Origin of the sequence: Actinomyces sp. 432 (assembly GCF_009930875.1) — a bacterium.
Lineage (GTDB): Bacteria > Actinomycetota > Actinomycetes > Actinomycetales > Actinomycetaceae > Actinomyces.
This window is the reverse complement of record NZ_CP025249.1, coordinates 1,275,498-1,297,283: the sequence shown is the minus strand read 5'-3', so window position 1 is coordinate 1,297,283 and position 21,786 is coordinate 1,275,498. Positions and strand designations below refer to the sequence as shown.

Sequence of the window (21,786 nt, the reverse complement as noted above, 5' to 3'; positions counted from 1 at the left end):
CTGGCCGGGCACCGGACCACCACCTATGCTGTGACTATTGTCTCGGCTCGCCGCATGCGCCTGCCCGGCCAGGGGCCGACACCGTCGAGGAGTCACCCGTGTTCAGTTCTCCGCCCACACCGCCGAAACTGCCGGAGGGGCACGCACTCGCGTCGGCCACGGCACCGGCCCGGCCCCGCATCATCCTGTTGGATGTGGACGGCACCCTGGTGACCTACACGAACATGCTGCCCGACTCGGCCGTCCGCGCGGTCCGCCGGGCCCGCGCCGCCGGGCACCGCGTCTACGTGACCACCGGGCGTTCCCGAGCGGAAGTGCCCGAACGCATCTGGAGCATCGGCTTGGACGGCATGATCGGCGGAAACGGTGCCTACGTGGAGGATGACGGCGAGGTGCTACTGCACCGCCACCTGTCTCGTGACGACTGCGCCCGGATCGTGGCGTGGCTGCGGGCACGCGGGCTGACCTTCTACCTGGAGTCGAACTCGGGCCTGTACGCGCCGGAGTCGTTCCCCGATGCCGCTCGCGATGCGATTCGTGCCTATGCCGCCGGCAAGGGGCACGATGACGCCGCGTCGCTGGAGGTGGCGGACGCACTGCCGGATCTAGTACTCACCGAGCAGCTGGTGCGCGAGGACGTCAACAAGATCAGCTTCGTGCTGTCCGGCCCGCAGGATATCGAGGCCGCACGCCAAGCCTTCCCCGGGCTGCTAGTCGGTACCTGGGGCGGCCGTGGGCACGCGGCCCTGTTCGGGGACCTCGCCCTGCCCGCGGCCAACAAGGTGGACGCCATAGATGTGCTGCTGCGTCATCTGGGGGCGTCTCCCGGCGACGCCGTGGCCTTTGGGGACGGCGCGGTGGATGTGGGCATGCTGCGGCACTGCGGGGTCGGTGTGGCCATGGGTAATGCCGCGCCGGGGGTGAAGGCGGCCGCTGACCTGGTGACCGACGACGTCGAGGACGACGGCCTGGCCAGGGCCTTCACCCGCCTCGGCCTGATTGAGGAGCCCTGAGATGAGCCAAGCACCGGAAACGGATGGCGCCGCGAGGCCGCCCGCTCCCCCGGCGCGCCGGCCGTCGGCGCTGCGCGTGGTGGCGGTGGATATGGATGGCACTTTCCTGCGCACCGGGTCCACCTACGACCGGGACCGCTTCGCACCGCTACGCAGCCGCATGCGGGAGGCCGGGGTGCGCTTCGTGGTTGCCTCCGGAAATCAGGAGGCGCAGCTGCTCGGCTTCTTCCCGGCCGCGGACGGCTTGGCCCCCGACGGCGTGGTGTCCGACAACGGGGCGATTGTGCTGGCTGACGGCGCCCGGCTGCTGGAGACGCACGTGCCCATGGATGCGCTGGCCCGGGTGCTGGCAGTGCTCGACGACGCCGCCGGGCTCACCTTTATCGCCTCCGGCCCGGACGGCGCCTACCTGCGCGAGTCGGAGACGCCGGAGATGCGGGAGCTGCTGACCTTCTACCACCCGCAGTACCAGTACGTCGCGCACACCGCCGACATCAACGGCCACCGGGTATCCAAGATCGCGCTAGTTGACAAGCGCGGCTTCACGCAGGTCTTCCTGGACCGGTTGTCCGCGGCGCTGGAAGGAGCCATGGTGCCGGTGGTGTCGGGGCATGACAGCGTGGACCTGATCGTGCCCGGGAGGCACAAGGCCTCCGGTCTGGACGTGCTGCTGGACCACTGGGGGCTCACACGTGGCCAGGCCGCCGCCTTCGGGGACTCCGGCAATGACGCGGAGATGCTCACCGGCGTCGGCTACGGCATCGCCATGGAGAACGCTTCGCCGGCCGCCCGGCGGGGCGCCCGCTTCACTGCGCCCGCCAATGACGAGGACGGCGTGCTACAGGTCTTGGACGCCTGGTTCCCGGCCGACTGACTGGCGGGAGAAGCAAACGGTGGTGGGCGATACTGGGATCGAACCAGTGACCTCTTCCGTGTCAGGGAAGCGCGCTACCGCTGCGCCAATCGCCCGAGGTGGGTACCGGATTCGAACCGGTGTAAACGGCTTTGCAGGCCGGTGCCTAACCTCTCGGCCAACCCACCATTAAGAGGCTGGGGGTACCCGGCGCCTCGGAGCGGATGACGGGACTCGAACCCGCGACCCTCACCTTGGCAAGGTGATGCTCTACCAACTGAGCCACATCCGCATGCTCGGCACTTCGGGGTGCTTGCGTTCCCCCGAGCGCGGCTGAACCATAACACCCGGCAGGGGCCTGCACGCAAATGCACAGGCGGTGATCCACCTCACCGGCGCCGCGTTTGCCGGAGAGGGCCCATTAAGGCTAATCTCTCCACCGCACCGGGCGATTGGCTCAGGGGTTAGAGCGCCTCGTTCACACCGAGGAGGTCACTGGTTCGATTCCAGTATCGCCCACCGGCTGCGCAAGGCCCCGGACCGTCTGGTCCGGGGCCTCAATTGTTCATTCCGTTCACTTCCCTCTGCGAGCAGCTCGCGGTGTACTCCCCGGCGAACGGCTCAGCCGAGGGTTGCCGGTGATAGGGGGTTATAGGCGCAAACGTGGTGCTTTAGACCGGCGTTGTGGCCTCTGCCGGCCGGTTCACTCGGCCCGGCCTTTGTGGGTGGCGGCGTCCGGCGCCGGGGCCGGGGAGGCTTCGCACGACCCTGGACGACACTGCACGACCCCGGTGCGCACTCCACGACCCCGGGGTGGTCGTGCAACACACACCAAGGTCGTGGAACACGGGTCTTTGCGATGGGAGCGCGTGGAAGCCCGGCCCGGCGCCCGGGCATTCCCGGGCACCGGCCCCAGGCCGCCGTCGGGACGGCTCAGTCCAGACGCGTGCCGTCCTGCACCACCCCGGGCGCCCCCGCCTCGGTCACGGCCGCATCCCCGGTGGCGACGACGTCGGCCCCGAAGGTCCAGTCGCCCCGCACCGTCAGGCTGCTCGCGTCGCGGATGGAGGGGACCCCGTGCGGGAAGCGGGCCTCGAAGTCGGCGATCCGCTTGTAGTAGCGCGGATCGAGGTCCACCACGCAGGCCTGCTCGGGCACCTGCCGCAGCAGCCCGTCGGCGTCCACCTCGTACACGTCTGAGCGCAGCAGCAGCAGGTCGTTGGTGGTCTTGACCGGCAGGAAGCGGCTACGCGGCACCTCCACGGCGGTGGCGCCGTCGAAGGCCTCCACGGCTGCACCCATGGCGGTCTCCAGCTGGATGACCGGCGTGGAGTCGGGGTCCGCCGGGTCCACCGTCTTGTCGTTGCGGATCAGCGGCAGTCCCAGGATGCCGTGCCGTTCAACGAGCGTATCCCGCAGCACCTCCAGGTCGAACCAGAGGTTGTTGGTGTGGAAGAAGGGGTGACGGTACTGGTCGGTGAAGTAGTGCATCTCCTCGGGCGGGGTCTGGGCGGTGTCGCGCAGGATGATGCGGCCGTCCGCCTTGCGCACCGCCAGGTGCCCGCCCTTGACGTCGGCCGGGGTTCGGCGGCACATCTCCGGCGCGTAGGGGGCGCCGGAGGCGGCGAACCAGCCGGCGATACGGGCGCTCGGGGCAGCCCCCAGGTTGTCGGAGTTGGAGGTCATCGCGTACTTGTAGCCGCGCTCCAGGAGGGCGTCCAGCACACCGGAGGCCACCAGGGCGGTGTAGATGTCGCCGTGCCCGGGCGGGCACCACTCCAGGCTCGGATCCGCCTCCCACTGCACCGGCGTCAGGTCATCGGCGCGCAATTTGGGCTCCCGGTTCTGCAGGAAGTCCAGTGGGATGCCCTCCACCTCGATGCCCGGGTGGGCGGCCAGGGCCGCCAGCGTGTCCGCGCGGGTGCGGAAGGAGTCCATGAAGATCAGCGGGAGGGTCACGCCGTAGCGGGCGCGGGCGGCCATCACCTGGTCTACCAGCAGGTCCAGGAAGCTCTTGCCGTCGCGCACGGGCAGCAGCGACTTGGCCCGGTCCATGCCCATGGAGGTGCCGAGCCCACCGTTGAGCTTGATAAGAACGGTCTTGCTGAGCGCCTCGCGGGCGGCCGCCTCATCGACCTGGACGTCGTCGATGGAGTCGATCTGCGTGAGTGGCTCAATGGTGTCCTCGGGGACGAGCCCGGTGGCGCCCTCCTCAAGCGCACGGTAGTAGTGGCTGAAAACGTCGATGGCCTGCTCCGCGACGCCGGCGTCGCGCATCTTTGCCTGGGCGGCGGCCAATCCGGTAGTGCTCATGGGCAAAGGCTATCCCACCGCGAGGCACGACTTTTATCAAAACCGTGACAACACCACGCCCTTGTCGGATCCTTGGCTCATGGAGCACTACGACAGTGCGCGACTCGACGAGTTGCTCACCCGCCTGGCCACCCTGGAACGCAAAATCGACGGACTGGAGGTCCGGGTCGACCGGCTGGCGGCCGCATCCGCAGCCTCCCCCGACCCCATCCCGACCCCTCCAGGCGTGCCCCTGAAGCCTTATCCGGATGACGACCCCTTCGTGCGCACTCCCGCCCCGGCACGGGTTCGGCAGCCCCTACCGAGTCCGCTCCCGAGTCCGCTCCCGAGTCTGGCGCGTCCGACTGCACCGCCCGCGCCGCAGGTCCCGGTGCCGACGCCCGGCGGCACCGCCACCCACCGGGAGGGAAATGTCGGCGCCTACCTGTTATCCGGTGCGGCGGCACTGCTGGTGCTGCTGGCCGCGACCAGCCTCATTGCGCTGGTCTGGGACCAGATTCCCGGTGCCTGGAAGGTGGCGGCTCTAGGCCTGCTCGCCCTCGGCATGGTCTCCGCCGGGACCTCTCTTTCAGAGAACCGGCCGCGCCAGCAGGTAGCGGCGGCCACCGTCACTGGTACCGGTGGGGCGCTGGGTTTCGTGACCATCATCGGAGCTGTCCTGATTGTGGACTTGGCGCCCGTCATCGCCCTGGTGCTCATGGCCGCCTGGGGCTTCGTACTGCTGCTGGTGTCGTGGACGACGCAGCAGTTCTTCACCGCCGTGGTCTCCACGCTGGGCGCGCTGGTTACCGTCGCCTTCGCATGTACGCAGGCGAGCAACCACCCCGGCCGGGCACTCCTGCTGTGGACCCTGGTCAACGGATACGTGATCGCCTGGGGCGTGGTATGCGCGTTGCTGCCGCATTACACGCCGCGTATGCACCTGGTCGAGTGGGTTCCCACCACCTCGATGGCGGTGACGGCGGCGGCGCTCCTGCTCTGCCCAGTCACTCTGCTACGCGATGGGTCACCCGTCGGCGTCGCCCTGTCGTGCCTGCCCGCCGTTGTGCTTCTCGTTCAGGCGCATCACTCCGGGCGGCTGCTGTCCCGCTCCGCCGGGCGAGGCGGGACCGTCTGGGAGTGGGGCGGGGTCGGTGCCGTCCTGGTGCTCGCGGTACTGCACTTCACAATGGCTCCTGCGGCACCATCCGCCGCACGCGCCCTCCCCGCGGCACTCATCCTGACGGCCGCGACCGCATCCACTGGAGCCCTGCGGCCCGACGACGCCGAGGACTCCTCCTGGCCGCAGAACGTGATAGGCGTGAACCCGTGGGTGATCCTAGGCGTGGGCGTCGCCGCATTCGCCGTCGACGTCAGACTGCTGCTGCCAGCAGTCGTCTGCTTGGCACTGGCGTGCCTGCCGACTGTGCACGCCGGACACAGCGCCCCCGTGGCGATGCTGCCGATGACCGGTCTGGCCGCGCTGGGCCTCACCGCCGGCGCGCGACCACAGCCGACGCCGGAGCTTTGGCTTGCGCTTGCGGCGGTCATCACCGCCGTCGGCTCGAGTATCTGGCTGGAAAGCCGCCTGGCGTCGCCGTCGGCTCCCGCAGCTGTCCCCGCGCCGACTCAGCATGGGCGCTTCAATCCGCTGACGGCGGGCGCCTGGCTGGTTGGAGCGGACCTGGTACTGGTGGTTCCGCAATTGGTGCGAGCACTGAGCCCGAACACCATTACCGCGCCACTGCTCGCGGGCGCGGGCGCCCTGGCCATGGCCGGCCTGGGCCTGTTCAACCGTGGTTGTTCCCCACTGACCCTGGTATCGGGGCCTGGGCGGGAGTGCTGGACGGGGCGACTGGACTGCGTACACCAACCGTGCGCCGCACACCCATGATCGCCTGGGTGGGCTTCGGCATTCTGTCGGTGCAGGCGGTAGCAACGCTCACCGCGGCAGACGCGTTCCGCTCCACCGCCGGAGCACTGGTTGCCTGTCCCCTCGTGATCCTGGGCCCGGCCCTTGCAGCTGCCGGGGCCCGTCTGCTGCTGCCCTGGCTGCACCAGTCGCCAGTGGGCGTGGCCGTCGCGGTCTCGCAGAGCGCGACGCTGTGGTGGGCCGTCATGGTCCAGTCTGGAGCCTCACCGACCTCCATGCTGGTTACCGCCATGGTGCTGGCAACCGGGACCGTGTGCATCGTGGCCGGGTTCCGGGTCCAGGCCACGGCCCTGCGCCACTACGGCCTGACCCTGGTGATGGCGGTGGTGATGAAGCTGGCGCTGCTGGATCTGGCGGACGGGAGCTCGATCACCCAGGTACTGGCGCTGCTGGTGGCCGGGCTGGCGTGCTTCTGCCTGTCTTTGGCATACAACCGGTTCGCGCACGAACAGGCCCGGTATGCCGCCGAGACGAACCCGGCGCCAACCGACGATCATCGGGTGCCTCCCTACACCTGATGGACCTGCATGGCTGACGTGCCCGACGCGCCAGCCATATCCGGCTGGGTCACAATCCGGGCCGAGGGGAGTACTCCCCGTCGCGACGGCGTGACTTCGGCCCGCCAGGGCCGGATCCTTGAGGCATGGATACGGCCAGCAGTGAGCAGCTCGAAGAGATCATCGGGCGCCTGACAACCCTCGAACGCAAGCTCGACTGGGTGGCCAATAGGATCTCCCGTGATGGGCACCCCCTCGACTCTGCGGCGCGTCCGCAGGCGCGCCCCGCGCCGGTCGCCTCCCCACCTGCCCGGCCGATGACTACGCGGGCATCGTTCTCCTCACCGGCCGCGGCTCCTGCGGTGCAACCGCCCCGGACCCCGGCCCTGGCCACATACCCGCCGTCCAAGCCCGTTCTGAAGGCGCCCGCCACCCCATTGCAGAACGCCCCGGCGGCAGTGGCCCCCAGCGGCTCCACAAGCGCTGCCGACGACGCCCCATTCGCAGTGCGGCCCATACGAGAGAGGCGCACCGAGGGGAACATCGGCAGATACGTCCTGTCCGGGGCGGCAGCGTTCCTGATCATGTCCGCCGCCGTGAGCCTCATAGCCCTGGTCTGGGACCAGATTCCCGACATCGTGAAGGTGGGGACGCTGGGTGTCGTAGCTGTCTCCCTGGTCGCCGCGGGCACGATCGTCAACCAGACGCGAGAGCGACTGCAGGTGGCGGCCGCCACCCTCACGGGCACGGGCGGTGCGCTCGGCTTCGTCGCCGTCATCGGTGCCGCCCTGATCGCCGGGCTGAGCCCGGTCGCCGCCCTGGGACTGATGGTGGCCTGGGCCTTCATGCTGCTGCTGGTGTCCTGTGCCACGGCACAGTTCTTCACCGCCGTCATCTCCATGCTGGGGGCGCTGGTGACCGTCGGCTTCACCACCTGGCAGGTGACAACACACCCGGAACAGGCGGTCCTGGCCTGGACCTTGATCGATATCTACACCGTCGCCCTGGCCGTGGTGGCGGCGATACTGCCGCGTTTTACACCCCGCATGCGCCTGGCGCCCTGGCTGCCGACCACCTCCATGGTGGTCACCGGCACCGTGCTGCTGACCGGCCCCTCCCGGCTGCTGGTGACGCAACCGCTCACCGGCGTCGTGCTGCTCGCCGCGCCCTGCGCGGTACTCCTGGCGCAGACGCACCACTCCGCGCGTCTGCTGGCCGGAGCCGGAGCGCGGGAGGCCGCCGGATACGAGTGGGCGATCACCGGCATCATCCAGGCGCTGGCGTTGCTGATGCTCACTTCCGCGGACGGCGTGGCGTCATCCACGCGCAACGGCATGGCCGTGGTCTTCCTGGCCCTGGTCTGCCTGGCCACCGCCGCCCTGCTCCCACAGCAGGCTGCCTCCCCGTGGCTGCGCGTCATCGCGCCGGTGAACCTGGGGACGGTGCTGTGCATCGCGGCGGCCGTTTTCGCTTTGAATATCGCACTGCTACCGCCTGCGGTGGCGGCGGTGGCGCTGGCCGCCGTACCCGTGGTGCGTGCCGGTTACAGCGCCCCCGTGCTGGTGCTTCCGCTGTTCAGCACAGCCGCGCTGCTGGCAGTGTTCTCCCCCGACCGCAGCACCGTGATGCTGGCCATTCTGGCCGTACTCATCGGCGTGCTCCTGACCGCTCCGCTGGAGGCACTGCTGGCTCCGCCCCCGAGTTCCGAGGAGCACGCGAACCGGCCCGCGTGGCTCTCCGCGGGGATGTGGATCACAGCCGGCCAGTTGGTGCTGATCATCCCCAGGCTGCTGGACCGGCTGGTTCCCGCCGTCGGCCTCGGCGGGGCGGGCCAGTTCGCGGCACCGCTACTGGCGGGTGCCCTGGCGTTGGCGCTGGCGGGCATGGGCCTGTTCACGCCCCGGTGCAGTCCTCTCTTGCTCGTCTCGGGTCGGCGCGCGGGACAACTGGCGGGCGCTACCGACTTGCGTACCCCGGTCGTGCCCACGGCGCCGCCTCTGGCGTGGCTGGGCGAGGCGCTGTTGACGGCACTGGCCGTCGCCGTGCTGGTGCGCGCCGACTCCCTGGGCTCCCTGCTGCTGGCGGCACCGTTGGTTGCCCTGGCACTCGCCCTCGTGGTGGTCGGTGGGCGGATGCTGCTGCCCTGGCTGCGGCACTCCGCGGTGTCGCTCACCGTGACGCTGACCATCGCGCTCTCGCAGAGCCTCGCCCTGTGGTGGTCGGTGATGATCCTCACCGGCGCGTCGGCAACCTCTTTGCTGATCACCGGTGTGGTGCTGGCAACCGGTGCCGCCTGCACCGTCATCGGATTCCGGCTGCACGCCACCACGCTGCGCCACTACGGGCTCACCCTGGTGCTGCTGGTGGTGTTCAAACTGGCCGTGGTGGATCTAGCCGGACAAAACTCGCTCTCGCGGATCCTGGCGCTCATGGTCGCCGGCGTCGTTTGCTTCGGGCTATCGCTCGCATACAACCACTTCGCCCAGGAGCAGGCGGAGCGCGGCGCGATCGGAGTCGGTCCCGCCGGCGCCATCACCCCAGCAGATCGCGGTGGATCGTCGTATCCCCGGTGAGCTCGGGATGAAAGGAGATGCCGAGGACCCGTTCCTCCCCCTCCCCCTGCTCGACGCCGACTATCGCCGGCCCGGATCCGTTCCGGCCGACGCCCCGCCAGGTTGAGCAGACGCGCACGCCGTGCCCCACCCGGGTGATGCGTGGCGCGCGGATGAATGCGGCCACGACGCTCCCGTCCTTCCATGGCAGCCGGGTGGTGGCGGAGTCCACCTGGGGGCCGAAGGCGTTGCGCTCGACGTCGACGTCGAGTACCCCCAGCGTCGCCAGGAGGATCAGGCCCGCACAGGTGCCGAGCGTCGGCACCCTGCGGGCGGCATCCTCGATGGCCTCGGTCAGGTCGAAGGCGGCCAGCAGTCTACGCAGCGTCGTCGACTCCCCGCCGGGCAGCACGAGCGCCTCAATGCCCTCCAGGTCGCCGACCCGGCGCACCAGCCGGGGGCGGTGACCGAGCGACTCGATCATGCGGGCGTGCTCGGCGACGCCTCCCTGGAGCGCCAGGACGCCGACCAGCCGGCCGCTCACCAGCCGCGCTCCGCCAACCGGTGGGGCGCGGGCAGGTCGGCCACGTTGATGCCGACCATCGCCTCTCCCAGCCCCCGGGACACCTCGGCGATCACGGCCGGGTCGTCGTAGGCGGCGGTTGCCCGGACGATTGCGGCCGCGCGGGCGGCGGGGTCACCGGACTTGAAGATGCCGGAACCGACGAATACGCCGTCGGCTCCGAGCTGCATCATCATGGCGGCGTCGGCCGGGGTGGCGATCCCGCCGGCGGTGAACAGCACCACCGGCAGGTTCCCGGTGCGGGCGACCTCGGCCACCAGGTCGTAGGGGGCGGCAAGCTCCTTGGCGGCGACGTAGAGCTCGTCCTCGCGCAGGCCGCGCAGGCGGGCGATCTCCTCCTTGATGGTGCGGATGTGGCGCGTCGCTTCGGAAACGTCGCCGGTGCCGGCCTCCCCCTTGGAGCGGATCATGGCGGCGCCCTCGGCGATGCGGCGCAGGGCCTCACCCAGGTTGGTGGCGCCGCAGACGAAGGGCACGGTGAAGCGCTGCTTGTCGATGTGGTGGGCGTAGTCCGCCGGCGACAGGACCTCGGACTCGTCGATGTAGTCGACGCCCAGATGCTGTAGGACCTGCGCCTCGACGAAGTGGCCGATGCGGGCCTTGGCCATCACCGGGATGGAGACGGCATCGATGATGGCGGCGATCAGGTCGGGGTCGGACATGCGGGCCACGCCGCCCTGGGCACGGATATCCGCGGGGACGCGTTCGAGCGCCATGACGGCGACGGCGCCGGCCTCCTCGGCGATGCGGGCCTGCTCCGGGGTGACCACATCCATGATCACGCCCCCCTTGAGCATATCGGCCAGGCCTCGCTTGACCAGGGGCGAGCCGGTGCCCGCGGGTACGGCAGCGGCGGATTCCGGGGCGGTGGGAGTTTCGTATGTGCTCATGGCGCCATGCTCACGGCAGCGGTGGGCCATTGTCCGGACCACACTGAAGGCAATTCTTTGGACCACCGGATAGTCTGGCCCGGACGCGTGGTCGGCCGATGCGGCCGGTTCAACAGTTTTGGGAGGCGTTCCGGTGCTCATTGACCGCAGGCAGCCGCTCCCCCAGCAGGTGGTGGTGGACATCCGCGGCCGCGTCGCGCGCGGCGAGCTCGCGCCCGGGGATCCGCTCCCGGCGACCCGGGCGCTGGCGCGCGAGCTCGGCATCTCGCGTGGAAGCGTCGTGACCGCCTATGAGCAGCTCGTGGCGGAAGGCTTTCTCACCGCCACGCACGGCGGCACCCGCGTCAACCCGGAACTGCCCCGGCCGGTGCCGCAACGGCGTGCACGCGCCTCCGGGACGCCGGCGCCGTCTCAAGCCTCCGAATTGCGGCCGGGGGCGCCCGTCACCGGGGTGCTCACCACCGGGCTGTGGCGCGCCGTCTGGCGGGCCGCCACCGCGGATCCGCGTCCGCACCCCGCCTCCGGTTCCGCCGAGCTGCGCGAGCTCCTGGCCACGCATATTCGGCGTACCCGTCAGGTCGACGTCGATCCGGCACGCATCCTGGTCACCGCGGGGGCCCGTGACGGCTTGCGGCTGGCCCTGAGCGTGCTCGGTGGCCGCGGGGGCGCCTCGGGCGCGGGGGTGCTGGCCGTCGAGGAGCCGGGGTACCCCTCGCTGACCGGCATTCCCAGGGCGCTGGGCTGGCGCACGGTCCCGATCGACACCACCGCCTTCAGGGACGCTTCCGCCTCCCCGAGTCTTCCCGCCGGGACGCAGGCGGTGCTGGTCACGCCCAACCACCAGTTCCCGTGGGGTGAGCGCATGCCCGCCGGGCAGCGCCTGTCCCTGCTGGCGGCCGCGCGTCGGGCGGGAGCCATGATCGTCGAGGACGACTACGACGCCGAGCTGCGCAGCGCGCCCGCGCCCCTGCTGTCCCTGGATTCCGGTGAACAGGTCATCATGCTCGGCTCGTTCGCTAAGACCCTCAGCCCCGCCGTCGGCCTGGGCTACCTGGTGGCGCCGGAGGAGGCGGTGGCGCGGATGCGCCCGTTGTGCGTGCCCGTGTCCGGCATCGTGCAGGACGCGATGACACGCTTCCTGGCCCAGGACGGTCTGCGCCGCCACGTGGCCCGCGCGCGGCGGATCGAGCGGCAGCGGCGGGCGCTGTTCACGGAGGTGTTCCCGGAGGGCGTGCCCATGGAGGGCGGGCTTCACGCCGTCGTCCTGCTGGCGCCGCACGCGGATGAGGCGGGTGCCGTGGACGCGTGTCACCGCGCGGGCCTGGGGGTCTCCGGGATCTCGGCGTACTGGGTCTCCCCGAGGGCATCGGCCGGCCCGGGCGTAGTGCTCGGACTGGGCGCGCGCACGCCCGAGCACCTGCGGGAGCTGCTGGTGCGGCTGCGGGAGGTGCTCACTCCCTTCGGTCTTCGCCCCCGGTCGGGGCGCGCCGCCCGGGACTAGCGGAGCCGGCCCGTAGCCCGGGGCGTCGGAGCCGGTCAGCTCGCCGCCCGCCGCTGCTCCAAGACCTCCTTGAGGTAGTGGCCGGTCCAGGAGCCCTCGACCTCGGCGACCTGCTCGGGGGTGCCGGTGGCAACCACGGTGCCGCCGTCCTTGCCGCCCTCCGGGCCCATGTCGATGATCCAGTCGGCGTTGGCGATGACATCCAGGTTGTGCTCGATCACCACCACGGAGTTGCCCTTGTCCACCAGCCCCTGCAACACGCCCAACAGCTTGCGGATGTCCTCGAAGTGCAGGCCGGTGGTGGGCTCGTCCAGCACATAGATGGTGCGGCCGGTGGAGCGGCGCTGCAGCTCGGTGGCGAGCTTGACGCGCTGGGCCTCGCCGCCGGACAGCGTGGTGGCGGCCTGCCCCAGGCGCACGTAGCCGAGGCCGACCTCCACCAGGGTGTTCAGGTGGCGGGCAATGATGGGGGTGGCGGCGAAGAAGTCGGCCGCCTGGCTGATAGTCATGTCCAGGACGTCGGCGACCGTGGCGTCCTTGTAGCGGATCTCCAGGGTCTCCCGGTTGTAACGGGCACCGCCGCACACCTCGCAGGGCACGTACACGTCCGGCAGGAAGTTCATCTCGATCTTGAGGGTGCCGTCGCCCTTGCAGGCCTCGCAGCGCCCGCCCTTGACGTTGAAGGAGAAGCGGCCGGGGCCGTAACCGCGCACCTTCGACTCGGGCACGGACGCGAAGATTTTGCGGATGTGGTCCCACACACCCGTGTAGGTGGCGGGGTTGGAGCGCGGCGTGCGGCCAATGGGCGACTGGTCCACGTGCACGACCTTGTCCAGGTTGTCCAGGCCACGCACGGTCTTGTGGCGTCCGGGCACGCCGCGGGCGTGGTTGAGGCGGTTGGCGAGCACCTGGTACAGGATCGAGTTGACCAGGGAGGACTTCCCGGAGCCGGACACGCCGGTGACGGCGGTGAACACGCCCAGCGGGAAGGTGACGGTGACGTCCTTGAGGTTGTTCTCGCGGGCGCCGACGACGGTGACCGCCTTCCCCTTGACGGGCTTGCGGCGACTGGCGGGCACCTCGATGGCGCGGCGGCCCGCCAGGTAGTCGCCGGTGACGGAGCCGGGGGCCTGAAGCAGGCCGGCGACCTCGCCGGCGTAGACGACCTGGCCGCCCCGCTCCCCCGCCCCGGGGCCGATGTCCACCACGTAGTCCGCCGAGCGGATGGTCTCCTCGTCGTGCTCGACGACGATCAGGGTGTTGCCCAGGTCCCGCAGGCGCTCCAGGGTGTCGATCAGCCGGGTGTTGTCGCGCTGGTGCAGGCCGATGCTGGGCTCGTCCAGCACGTACAGCACGCCGACCAGCCCGGAGCCGATCTGGGTGGCCAGGCGGATGCGCTGCGCCTCGCCGCCGGAGAGGGTGGCGGCGCCGCGGGACAGGCTCAGGTAGTCCAGGCCGACGTCGACGAGGAAGCCCAGGCGGGCGGCGATCTCGTTCAGGACGCTGCCGGCGATCTGGGCGGCCTGGCCGGTCAGCTCCAGCCCGGCCAGGAAGTCGCGGCACTCGCTGATGGACAGGTCGCACAGCTGGGCGATGGACTTGTCGCCCACGCGCACCGCCAGCACCTCCGGCTTGAGCCGAGTGCCATTGCAGACGGGGCAGGGGATCTCCCGCATGTACCCCTCGTAGCGGTCCTTGGACCATTCGGACTCGGTCTCGTCGTGCTTGCGCATGACGTAGTTGAGGGCGCCCTCGAAGCCGGTGGAGTAGATGCGCTCCCGGCCCCAGCGGTTGCGGTAGCGGACCTTGATCTCGAAGTCCTTGCCGCGCAGGATCGCGTCTTTGGCACGCTCGGGCAGGGCCCGCCAGGGGGTGTCGACGTCGAAGGACAGCTCCTCGCCCAGTGCCTTGAGCTGCCGGGTGAAGTACTTCTGGTGGCTGGCCCAGGGGGCGACGGCGCCCTCGGCCAGGGTGAGTTCCTCGTCGGGGACGACGAGCTCCGGGTCGACCTCCAGTCGGCTGCCGATGCCGGTGCAGGCCGGGCAGGCGCCGTAGGGGGCGTTGAAGGAGAAGGTCCGCGGCTCCATCTCGTCCAGCTGGAGCGGGTGCTCGTTGGGGCAGGCGCGCTTCTCGGAGTAGCGGTGCTCGCGGCCGGGGTCGTCCCCGGGCAGGTCCACCAGGTCGATGATGACCAGGCCGTCGGCCAGCCCCAGGGCGGTCTCCACCGAGTCGGTCAGCCGCTGGCGGATGCCCTCGCGTACCACCAACCGGTCGACGACCACCTCGATGTTGTGCTTGAGCTTCTTGTTCAGGGCGGGCACCTCCCCCAGGCGGTGGGTGGCGCCGTCGACGCGCACGCGGGAGAAGCCGCGGCCCTGCAGCTCGGTGAACAACTCGGTGTACTCGCCCTTGCGGCCGCGGATCACGGGGGCGAGCACCTGGAAGCGGGTGCCGTCCTCCATCTCGCGGATGTGGTCGACGATCTGCTGGGGGGTCTGGGAGGAGATGACGGCGTCGCAGACGGGGCAGTGCTGGACGCCGGCGCGCGCGTACAGCAGGCGCAGGTAGTCGTAGACCTCGGTGACGGTGCCCACCGTGGAGCGGGGGTTGCGAGAGGTGGACTTCTGGTCGATGGACACTGCCGGGGATAGGCCCTCGATGAAGTCGACGTCGGGCTTGTCCATCTGGCCGAGGAACTGGCGGGCGTAGGAGGACAGCGACTCCACATAGCGGCGCTGCCCCTCGGCGAAGATCGTGTCGAAGGCGAGGGAGGACTTGCCCGAGCCGGACAGGCCGGTGAAGACGATCATCTTGTCCCGCGGGAGGTCGATGCCGATGCCCTGCAGGTTGTGCTCGCGGGCGCCACGGATGATGAGGGAGTCGTTCACGGGGTCAGAGTGTAGGGCCAAGGACCCGCCTTCGTACACCCGTTCGACTGTGTGAGGCGAAGCGCTGGACCCGCTTCTGCCAGGCGCCGGCGCCGCCACCCTCATAGTCCCCTCCGGCGCGGCCTCGACGGCCCGCTGGCGCCGCTGGCCGCCCGTACACGTCTCACCGGTCCCGCGCCCGGCACCACCGCCAAGGCTCCAGAGCCGCTACTCCCGCCCCTTCCTGGGCGGCGGGGAAGACGTTTTACGACCTTGGGGTACGTTTTACGACCCCGGGGTGGTCGTGAAACGTACCCCAAGGTCGTGAACTGCGAGGACCGGCCGCGACAGGTCTCCCCCACGGGCACGGACAGGAACCGGATCACCCGCCACGGCCGCGGCCCGGTGGCTTAGGCTGGCGGCATGAGCAAGATCTTCGCCGTCGAGTACCACTACGTCACCGACCAGGACGAGGCCATGGCCGCCCTCCGCCCCACCCACCGCGCCTTCAACGCCGCGCTGGCCGAGCGGGACCGGCTGCTCGCCGCCGGCCCCTACGTGGGCACGCACGACGCGCTCATCGTGGTGCGCGCCGACGACGCCGCCGGCGCCCTGGCCCTGCTGGAGGAGGACCCCTTCAACCAGGCGGGCTTCATCGCCGAGCGCATCCCCCACGAGTGGAACCCGGTGATCGGCGTCCTGGCCTGACGGTCTCTCATCTCCCGGCCTTCCTGCCTTACGGCCCGAGCCGTCGCCCACGCCCGCCGCGGCTAAGCAGGTTCAGTTCACCAGGCCGCGGCCATGCAAGTATGCGACCAGGCGCGGGCGCAGCAGGTATACCGCCTCAATGCCCGCCACCGCGGCGGCGGAGACGATCAGTACGACCCACCAGGTGCCCGCCGCGGGCCAGGCCAGCAGGAAGAAGTCGCGCACGGCGGGCACGAACACGCCCAGCACCGCGATCCCGGCCATCGCCACCACCAGTCCAAGCCGCCAGCCCAGCAGCGGCCGGGCCGTCAGCGTCAACAGCCACAGTCCGGCGCACACCAGCACCAGGGTGGCGCCGGTAGTCACCTGCGCGTCCGCCGCCCCGGATGCGACCAGCCAGGTGCGGGCCGCCAGGGTGGCGCTGCCGGCCACCAGCCCGGCCGGAACCGCCAGGGTCAGCACCCGCCCCAGGAAGCCCTCCCGGTAGCGGCGGGAGTTGGGGGCCAGGGCGAGTATGAAGGCGGGGATGCCGATGGTCAGGGACGACACGATGGTCAGCTGCCGCGGCAGGAACGGGTAGGCGATGGCGGTCAGGGAGACCACCACGGCGATCAGCGAGGCGTAGACGGTCTTGGCCAGGAACAGGGAGGCGATGCGCTCGGTGTTGGCCATGACGCGCCGACCCTGCGCCACCACACCCGGCAGGGCGGAGAACTCCCCCTTCAGCAGCACCAGTCGGGCCACCGCCTTGGTGGCGGGCGCCCCGTTGCCCATGGCGATGCCCAGGTCGGCGTCCTTCAGGGCGAGGGCGTCGTTGACGCCGTCGCCGGTCATGGCCACCACCCGGCCCCGGGACTTGAGTGCCTGCACGAAGGCGCGCTTCTGCTCGGGGGTGACTCGCCCCAGCACGCTCGCGCCCTCCAGGGCGTCGGCCAGCCGCTCGGCCTCCGGTCCGTCCGGGTCTGCCTCCTGCGGCAGAGTGCGGGCGTCGACGGCGACCGGCTCCCCGCCGTCCGGCCCGGTCACGCCCGCCCGGCGGGCCACGGCGGCAACCGTGTCCGGGCTGTCCCCGGAGATCAACTTGACCTCAACGCCCTGCCCGCGGAAGTAGTCCAGGGTCTGGGCGGCGTCGGGGCGGATCTCCTCGGCCAGCACCACCAGCGCCGCCGCCTCCAGGCCACCGGGCAGCAAATGGTCCTCGGTGCCCTCACCGCAGGGCTCGCTCGCACGCGCCAGTGCCACCACCCGGGCGCCGTCGGCGGCGCGCTCGCGCGCCCGGGCCACCACGGCCTCAGCGCCGGATGCGGTGGCGAGCACGATCTCGGGGGCGCCGAGCACCCAGGTGGTGGCGTCGTAGCGGAGCGCCGACCACTTGCGGCGTGAGGAGAAGGGCACGGCCGCCTCCACCGCTCGGGCCCCGGCCGCGACGGCCCGCTTCCCCAGGTACCGCTCCTCGGCCAGGCCGCGGGCGATGGCGACGGCGGTCGCATTGGGGTCTTCGCCGTCGCTGAGGGCCGCCAGCGCCTCCAGCACCTCCCGGCCCGGGGCGCCGCCGTCGGGGGCGGTGACCTCCTCCAGGCGGATTGCTCCGGTAGTGATGGTGCCGGTCTTGTCCAGGCACAGGGTGTCCACACGGGCCAGCACCTCGACGGCGGGCAGCTCCTGCACCAGCACGTTGCGGCGGGCCAGCGCCAGGGATGCGGTGGCGAAGTTGACCGAGGTGAGCAGCACCAGCCCCTGCGGTACCATGCCGACCACACCCGCGATCCCGGCGACCAGTGCCGCCTGCCACTGCCCGGAGGTGAGTGCGTGAGCCACGCCGCCGTTCTGCCGCAGCTGCGACCAGAACAGCAGCAGGGCGACCGGCACGATCACCCAGGAGATCCAGCGCAGCACCAGGTTGGTGCCCTCCTGCAGTTCGGAGGTGACCACCGAGTAGCGGCGGGCCTCCCGGGCCAGCCGGTGGGCGTAGGCGTCGGCGCCGACCGCCGTGGTGCGCACCAGGGCAGTGCCGGCGGTGACGGTGGTGCCGGACATGACCCGGTCGCCGGCGTCGGGGCGCACCGGGTCCGACTCGCCGGTCAGAATGGACTCGTCCACCTCCAGGTTGTCGCTGCTCAGCACCACCGCGTCCGCAGGCACCTGCTCGCCGCTGCGCAGCCGCAGCACGTCGTCGAGCACCACCGCGGCCACCTCCACGTCCTGCTCAACCCCGTCACGCAGCACATGCGCACGGGGCGCGTCCAGGACGGACAGCCGGTCCAGGGCCCGCTTGGCACGCACCTCCGCAATGGTGCCGGTGGCCGTGTTCAGCAGCAGCACGAAGCCGAACAGGGCGTCCTTCCAGGAGCCGAACAGCAGGATCAGCACCAGTGCGGTGCCCAGGATGGCGTTGAACACCGTGAAGACGTTGGCGCGCAGGATCGCGGTGGCCGAGCGCGAGGTGGTGTCCCGGTAGGCGTTGGTCCGCCCGGCCGCTACGCGCTGGGCGACCTCCTGGCTTGTCAACCCGGTCGTATCCGGAACCTCGGGGGCGCGGTCGTGGTGGGGGTGGTGCTCACGGGGTCAGCATGTCCTGCCTGGCGCGGAACTTCCTGAGAGGCTTTCCGCGTGTCCGCGGCTCAGGCGCCAGACCGGGCCTTTACTGCGCGCTCGGACGCGCCCGTGCCGCCGGTACCTGCCGCTACTTCCCGCGCGGCCCGGCGGCGGGAGACGAGCACGGAGGCACCCACGGTGATCAGGATGACCACCACGATGAAGCCGAGCGAGAATCCGATGTCAGGCTCGGGCACGACCTCCCAGGGCTCACCGCCGTTGATGAAGGGCACCTCATTGGTGTGCAGGGCGTGGTTGACCAGCTTGAAGCCGATGAAGGCCAGGATGGCGGCCAGCCCGTAGTGCAGGAAGATCAACCGGTCCAGCAGCCCGTCGATCAGGAAGTACAGCTGGCGCAGGCCCAGCAGGGAGAAGGCGTTCGCGGCGAATACCAGGTAGGGCTCACTGGTCAGGGAGTAGATCGCCGGGATCGAGTCGACGGCGAACATGACGTCTGCAGTGCCGATGGCGATCACGCACAGCAGCATGGGCGTGATCATGGTGCGGCCAGCGTGCCGGTGGATGAGCTTGCCGCCGACGAAACCGTCGGTCATAGGCACGACCTTGGCCACCATGCGCACGAAGCCGGTGGGCCGGTACTCCTCTTCCTCGTGTGCGTCGGGCTCCTCCACGCCCTCCCGGGCCTGGGACAAGGCGGTCCATAGCAGCCAGGCGCCGAACAGGTAGAAGATCCAGGAGAAGTTCTCAATCAGCGCCGCGCCCGCCAGGATGAATGCCAGCCGCAGGAACAGGGAGATGATGATGCCGGCCAGCAGCACCTCCTGCTGGTACTTCCGGGGTACCCGGAAGGCGGCAATCATGATGACGAACACGAAGAGGTTGTCGATGCTCAGCGCCTTCTCGGTGATGTAGCCGGCGAAGTACTCCTGCCCGTAGGTGCTGCCCCAGATCGCCCACACGATGCCGCCGAACACGACTGCCATGGCGATATAGCCGATCGACCACTGGGCCGCCTCCTTGAGAGAGGGCTCGTGCGGGGTGCGCACGTGACCGACGATGTCGATCGTGATCATGGTGATGATGATGGCGGCGAGGGCGAGCCAGCCGAGGGCGTGGACATCCACTACATGTACCTCCGGTACGGCGCTAGTACCGGAGGTCTCCTCCCGCCAGGGGCGCATGGGTTGCGCCTGTCCTCTGGCCTGCGACGCCGGGAGCCGGGGCTGCCGCGGTGCGGTGCCGGTCCGGCCTGCCGTGATGACGACGTCGCCGTTGCTGGGAGTACTCCCCTCCGTATGGGCTTGTGCCCCGAGTCTATCGCCGTGGGGTGCCCGGCCCGCCAGCCCCGCACGCCCTGAAACGGTGTGTGCTTGCCGACGTCGACGGCGCCGCGTTCCGCCTCGGGGCGGCCGGGCAGGGTGGCCGCGCAGCCGCCTCAGGCGGTGGCCCGCATGTCCCGCAGCTCCTTCTTCAGGTCCTGGATCTCGTCGCGCAGCCGGGCGGCCAGCTCGAAGTGCAGGTCCTCGGCGGCGGCGTGCATCTGCTCGGTCAGCTCCTGGATCAGCCCGGCCAGGTCGGACTGGGCCGCACCGGCGAGCTTCTCGCGCACGGTGGCCTCGGCGGCCTGCTTGCGGCGGGAGACGACCTGCTTCTCCTCGTGCCCCCGGTAGCCGCCGGCCAGCAGCTCGGCGGTGTCCACGTCCTCGCGGGCGAGCATGTCGGTCACGTCCGCGATCTTCTTGCGCAGCGGCTGCGGGTCGATGCCGTGCTCGGCGTTGTAGGCGAGCTGCTTGGCGCGGCGCCGTTCGGTCTCCTCAATGGCCTCGGTCATGGCGGGGGTGACCTGGTCGGCGTACATGTGCACCTCGCCGGAGACGTTGCGGGCGGCCCGCCCGATCGTCTGGATCAGCGAGGTGGACGAGCGCAGGAAGCCCTCCTTGTCGGCGTCGAGAATCGCCACCAGCGACACCTCCGGCAGGTCCAGGCCCTCGCGCAGCAGGTTGATGCCTACCAGTACGTCGAACTCCCCCAGCCGCAGCGAGCGGAGGATCTCCACGCGGCGCAGCGTGTCGACGTCGGAGTGCAGGTACTCCACGCGCACCCCCCGGTCGGCGAGGTAGGTGGTCAGGTCCTCAGCCATGCGCTTGGTCAGCGTGGTGACCAGGACGCGCTCGTGCTTGTCGACGCGGCGACGCACCTCCTCCAGCAGGTCGTCGATCTGCCCCTCGGTGGGCTTGACCACGATCTTGGGGTCCACCAGCCCGGTGGGGCGGATGATCTGCTCCACCACGCCGTCGGCGCGCTGGAGCTCATACGGGCCGGGGGTGGCGGACAGGTAGACGGCCTGCCCCACCCGGTCCTCGAACTCGGAGAAGGTCAGGGGCCGGTTGTCCAGGGCGGAGGGCAGCCGGAAGCCGTGGTCCACCAGGGTGCGCTTGCGGGAGGCATCGCCCTCGTGCATGGCGCCGATCTGCGGGACGGTCACGTGGGACTCGTCGATCACCAGCAGGAAGTCCTCCGGGAAGTAGTCCAGCAGCGTGTTGGGGGGCGTGCCCGGGGAGCGGCCGTCGATGTGCATCGAGTAGTTCTCCACGCCGGAGCAGGTGCCGATCTGGCGGAGCATCTCCAAGTCGTAGGTGGTGCGCATGCGCAGCCGCTGCGCCTCCAGCAGCTTGCTGTCGCGCTCCAGCACCGCCAGGCGCTCGGCCAGCTCCTCCTCTATGCCGGCGATGGCGCGCTCCATGCGCTCGGGCCCGGCCACGTAGTGGGAGGCGGGGAACACGAACACCTCCTCCACCCGGTCGATGACTTCCCCGGTGACCGGGTGGAGGGTGGCCAGGGCGTCGATCTCGTCGCCGAAGAACTCCACCCGGATGGCCAGCTCCTCGTACATGGGGATGATCTCCACCGTGTCCCCGCGCACGCGGAAGGTGCCGCGGGTGAAGTCGATGTCGTTGCGCGTGTACTGCATGGTGACGAAGCGCCGCAGCAGCTCGTCGCGGTCGATCTGCTCCCCCACCCGCAGCGGCGTCATGCGGTCCACGTACTCCTGGGGCGTGCCCAGGCCGTAGATGCAGGACACGGAGGAGACCACCACCACATCCCGGCGGGTGAGCAGGGAGTTGGTGGCGGAGTGGCGCAGCCGCTCAACCTCGTCGTTGATGGAGGAGTCCTTCTCGATGAAGGTGTCCGTCTGGGGGACGTAGGCCTCCGGCTGGTAGTAGTCGTAGTAGGAGACGAAGTACTCCACTGCGTTGTTCGGCAGCAGCTCCCGGAACTCGGCGGCCATCTGGGCGGCCAGGGTCTTGTTGGGCTCCAGGATGAGGGTGGGGCGCTGCACCTGCTCCACCAGCCAGGCAGTGGTGGCCGACTTGCCGGTGCCGGTGGCCCCCAGCAGCACGATGTCCTTCTCGCCGGCGTTCAACCGTTCGGCCAGCTCGGCGATGGCGGTGGGCTGGTCGCCGGAGGGCGTGTAGGGGCTGATGACCTCGAAGGACTTCTCGGCGCGGCGCAGGTCGGTGACGGGACGCATGGCCCCAAG

Annotated in this window: 14 protein-coding genes and 4 tRNA genes; 8 read left to right on the top strand and 10 right to left on the bottom strand. The window is 70.4% G+C overall.

From position 1 onward, the window contains the following. Positions 1 to 98 precede the first annotated feature (98 nt). Both CWT12_RS05335 and CWT12_RS05330 read left to right on the top strand, forming a co-directional pair. Positions 99 to 1,013, top strand: coding sequence for a Cof-type HAD-IIB family hydrolase (locus tag CWT12_RS05335; protein ID WP_237564329.1), 915 nt, complete (start codon positions 99 to 101; stop codon positions 1,011 to 1,013). Between the two features lies 1 nt (position 1,014). After that, positions 1,015 to 1,887 (top strand): Cof-type HAD-IIB family hydrolase, encoded by an 873-nt coding sequence (locus CWT12_RS05330; protein ID WP_161923985.1) that lies wholly within the window; start codon positions 1,015 to 1,017, stop codon positions 1,885 to 1,887. Positions 1,888 to 1,907: 20 nt separating this feature from the next. Here the strand turns inward: CWT12_RS05330 and CWT12_RS05325 are convergent. From CWT12_RS05325 to CWT12_RS05315, 3 genes are all read right to left on the bottom strand, one after another. Next, positions 1,908 to 1,982 (bottom strand) — tRNA-Val (locus CWT12_RS05325). A 1-nt stretch (position 1,983) separates the two neighbouring features. Further along, positions 1,984 to 2,054, bottom strand: a tRNA-Cys gene (locus tag CWT12_RS05320). A gap of 31 nt (positions 2,055 to 2,085) precedes the next feature. Beyond that, positions 2,086 to 2,158: transfer RNA gene (locus CWT12_RS05315), tRNA-Gly, on the bottom strand. A gap of 154 nt (positions 2,159 to 2,312) precedes the next feature. Here CWT12_RS05315 and CWT12_RS05310 point away from each other — a divergent pair. Then, a tRNA-Val gene (locus CWT12_RS05310) sits at positions 2,313 to 2,385 on the top strand. Positions 2,386 to 2,799: 414 nt separating this feature from the next. On the opposite strand, the gene CWT12_RS05305 is transcribed toward CWT12_RS05310, so the two are convergent. Next, positions 2,800 to 4,179, bottom strand: coding sequence for a UTP--glucose-1-phosphate uridylyltransferase (locus tag CWT12_RS05305; RefSeq protein ID WP_161923984.1), 1,380 nt, complete (start codon positions 4,177 to 4,179; stop codon positions 2,800 to 2,802). A gap of 79 nt (positions 4,180 to 4,258) precedes the next feature. Here CWT12_RS05305 and CWT12_RS05300 point away from each other — a divergent pair, with 79 nt between their 5' ends. The 3 genes from CWT12_RS05300 to CWT12_RS05290 all read left to right on the top strand — a co-directional run bounded on the left by CWT12_RS05300 (position 4,259) and on the right by CWT12_RS05290 (position 9,161). Then, positions 4,259 to 6,052, top strand: a complete 1,794-nt coding sequence (locus CWT12_RS05300) for a hypothetical protein (RefSeq protein WP_161923983.1) — start codon at positions 4,259 to 4,261, stop codon at positions 6,050 to 6,052. After that, positions 6,034 to 6,609 carry a hypothetical protein gene (locus tag CWT12_RS05295; RefSeq protein WP_161923982.1) on the top strand — a complete coding sequence of 192 codons (576 nt, stop codon included), beginning with the start codon at positions 6,034 to 6,036 and terminating at the stop codon, positions 6,607 to 6,609. Before CWT12_RS05300 ends, CWT12_RS05295 begins: the two co-directional genes overlap by 19 nt. 125 nt (positions 6,610 to 6,734) lie before the next feature. Then, a complete protein-coding gene (locus CWT12_RS05290; RefSeq protein WP_161923981.1) occupies positions 6,735 to 9,161 on the top strand; it encodes a DUF2339 domain-containing protein in 2,427 nt (808 codons plus the stop codon). Here CWT12_RS05290 and pdxT read toward each other — a convergent pair. Together pdxT and pdxS are read right to left on the bottom strand one after the other, a co-directional pair. Next, on the bottom strand, positions 9,121 to 9,684 hold the full coding sequence (gene pdxT / locus CWT12_RS05285) for a pyridoxal 5'-phosphate synthase glutaminase subunit PdxT (protein WP_161923980.1): 564 nt from the start codon (positions 9,682 to 9,684) through the stop codon (positions 9,121 to 9,123). The two genes, CWT12_RS05290 and pdxT, sit on opposite strands and share 41 nt — an antisense overlap. Next, positions 9,681 to 10,613 (bottom strand): pyridoxal 5'-phosphate synthase lyase subunit PdxS, encoded by a 933-nt coding sequence (gene pdxS, locus CWT12_RS05280; protein ID WP_161923979.1) that lies wholly within the window; start codon positions 10,611 to 10,613, stop codon positions 9,681 to 9,683. The genes pdxT and pdxS overlap by 4 nt, the downstream gene beginning before the upstream one ends. 133 nt (positions 10,614 to 10,746) lie before the next feature. Between pdxS and pdxR the strand changes: the two genes are divergently transcribed. Further along, entirely contained in the window at positions 10,747 to 12,114 is a 1,368-nt protein-coding gene (gene pdxR / locus CWT12_RS05275; protein ID WP_237564328.1) for a MocR-like pyridoxine biosynthesis transcription factor PdxR, read from the top strand. 35 nt (positions 12,115 to 12,149) lie between these two features. On the opposite strand, the gene uvrA is transcribed toward pdxR, so the two are convergent. Further along, positions 12,150 to 15,002 (bottom strand): excinuclease ABC subunit UvrA, encoded by a 2,853-nt coding sequence (gene uvrA, locus CWT12_RS05270; protein ID WP_161923977.1) that lies wholly within the window; start codon positions 15,000 to 15,002, stop codon positions 12,150 to 12,152. 402 nt (positions 15,003 to 15,404) lie between these two features. On the opposite strand from uvrA, the gene CWT12_RS05265 reads away from it, so the two are divergent. Continuing rightward, on the top strand, positions 15,405 to 15,689 hold the full coding sequence (locus tag CWT12_RS05265; RefSeq protein ID WP_161923976.1) for a YciI family protein: 285 nt from the start codon (positions 15,405 to 15,407) through the stop codon (positions 15,687 to 15,689). 72 nt (positions 15,690 to 15,761) lie between these two features. Here CWT12_RS05265 and CWT12_RS05260 read toward each other — a convergent pair whose 3' ends face one another. From CWT12_RS05260 to uvrB, 3 genes are all read right to left on the bottom strand, one after another. Next, positions 15,762 to 18,197 (bottom strand): HAD-IC family P-type ATPase, encoded by a 2,436-nt coding sequence (locus tag CWT12_RS05260; protein ID WP_161923975.1) that lies wholly within the window; start codon positions 18,195 to 18,197, stop codon positions 15,762 to 15,764. A 113-nt stretch (positions 18,198 to 18,310) separates the two neighbouring features. Next, entirely contained in the window at positions 18,311 to 19,369 is a 1,059-nt protein-coding gene (locus tag CWT12_RS05255; protein WP_161925316.1) for a TerC/Alx family metal homeostasis membrane protein, read from the bottom strand. Positions 19,370 to 19,680: 311 nt separating this feature from the next. Next, positions 19,681 to 21,777, bottom strand: coding sequence for an excinuclease ABC subunit UvrB (uvrB, locus tag CWT12_RS05250; RefSeq protein ID WP_161923974.1), 2,097 nt, complete (start codon positions 21,775 to 21,777; stop codon positions 19,681 to 19,683). Between the last annotated feature and the right edge of the window lie 9 nt (positions 21,778 to 21,786).

Bases quoted from the DNA above. Each gene is read 5' to 3' on its own strand.
- uvrB (WP_161923974.1), bottom strand. From the start codon at position 21,777: ATGCGTCCCGTCACCGACCTGCGCCGCGCCGAGAAGTCCTTCGAGGTC.
- CWT12_RS05300 (WP_161923983.1), top strand. From the start codon at position 4,259: ATGGAGCACTACGACAGTGCGCGACTCGACGAGTTGCTCACCCGCCTG.
- CWT12_RS05305 (WP_161923984.1), bottom strand. From the start codon at position 4,179: ATGAGCACTACCGGATTGGCCGCCGCCCAGGCAAAGATGCGCGACGCC.
- CWT12_RS05290 (WP_161923981.1), top strand. From the start codon at position 6,735: ATGGATACGGCCAGCAGTGAGCAGCTCGAAGAGATCATCGGGCGCCTG.
- CWT12_RS05330 (WP_161923985.1), top strand. From the start codon at position 1,015: ATGAGCCAAGCACCGGAAACGGATGGCGCCGCGAGGCCGCCCGCTCCC.
- CWT12_RS05265 (WP_161923976.1), top strand. From the start codon at position 15,405: ATGAGCAAGATCTTCGCCGTCGAGTACCACTACGTCACCGACCAGGAC.
- pdxS (WP_161923979.1), bottom strand. From the start codon at position 10,613: ATGAGCACATACGAAACTCCCACCGCCCCGGAATCCGCCGCTGCCGTA.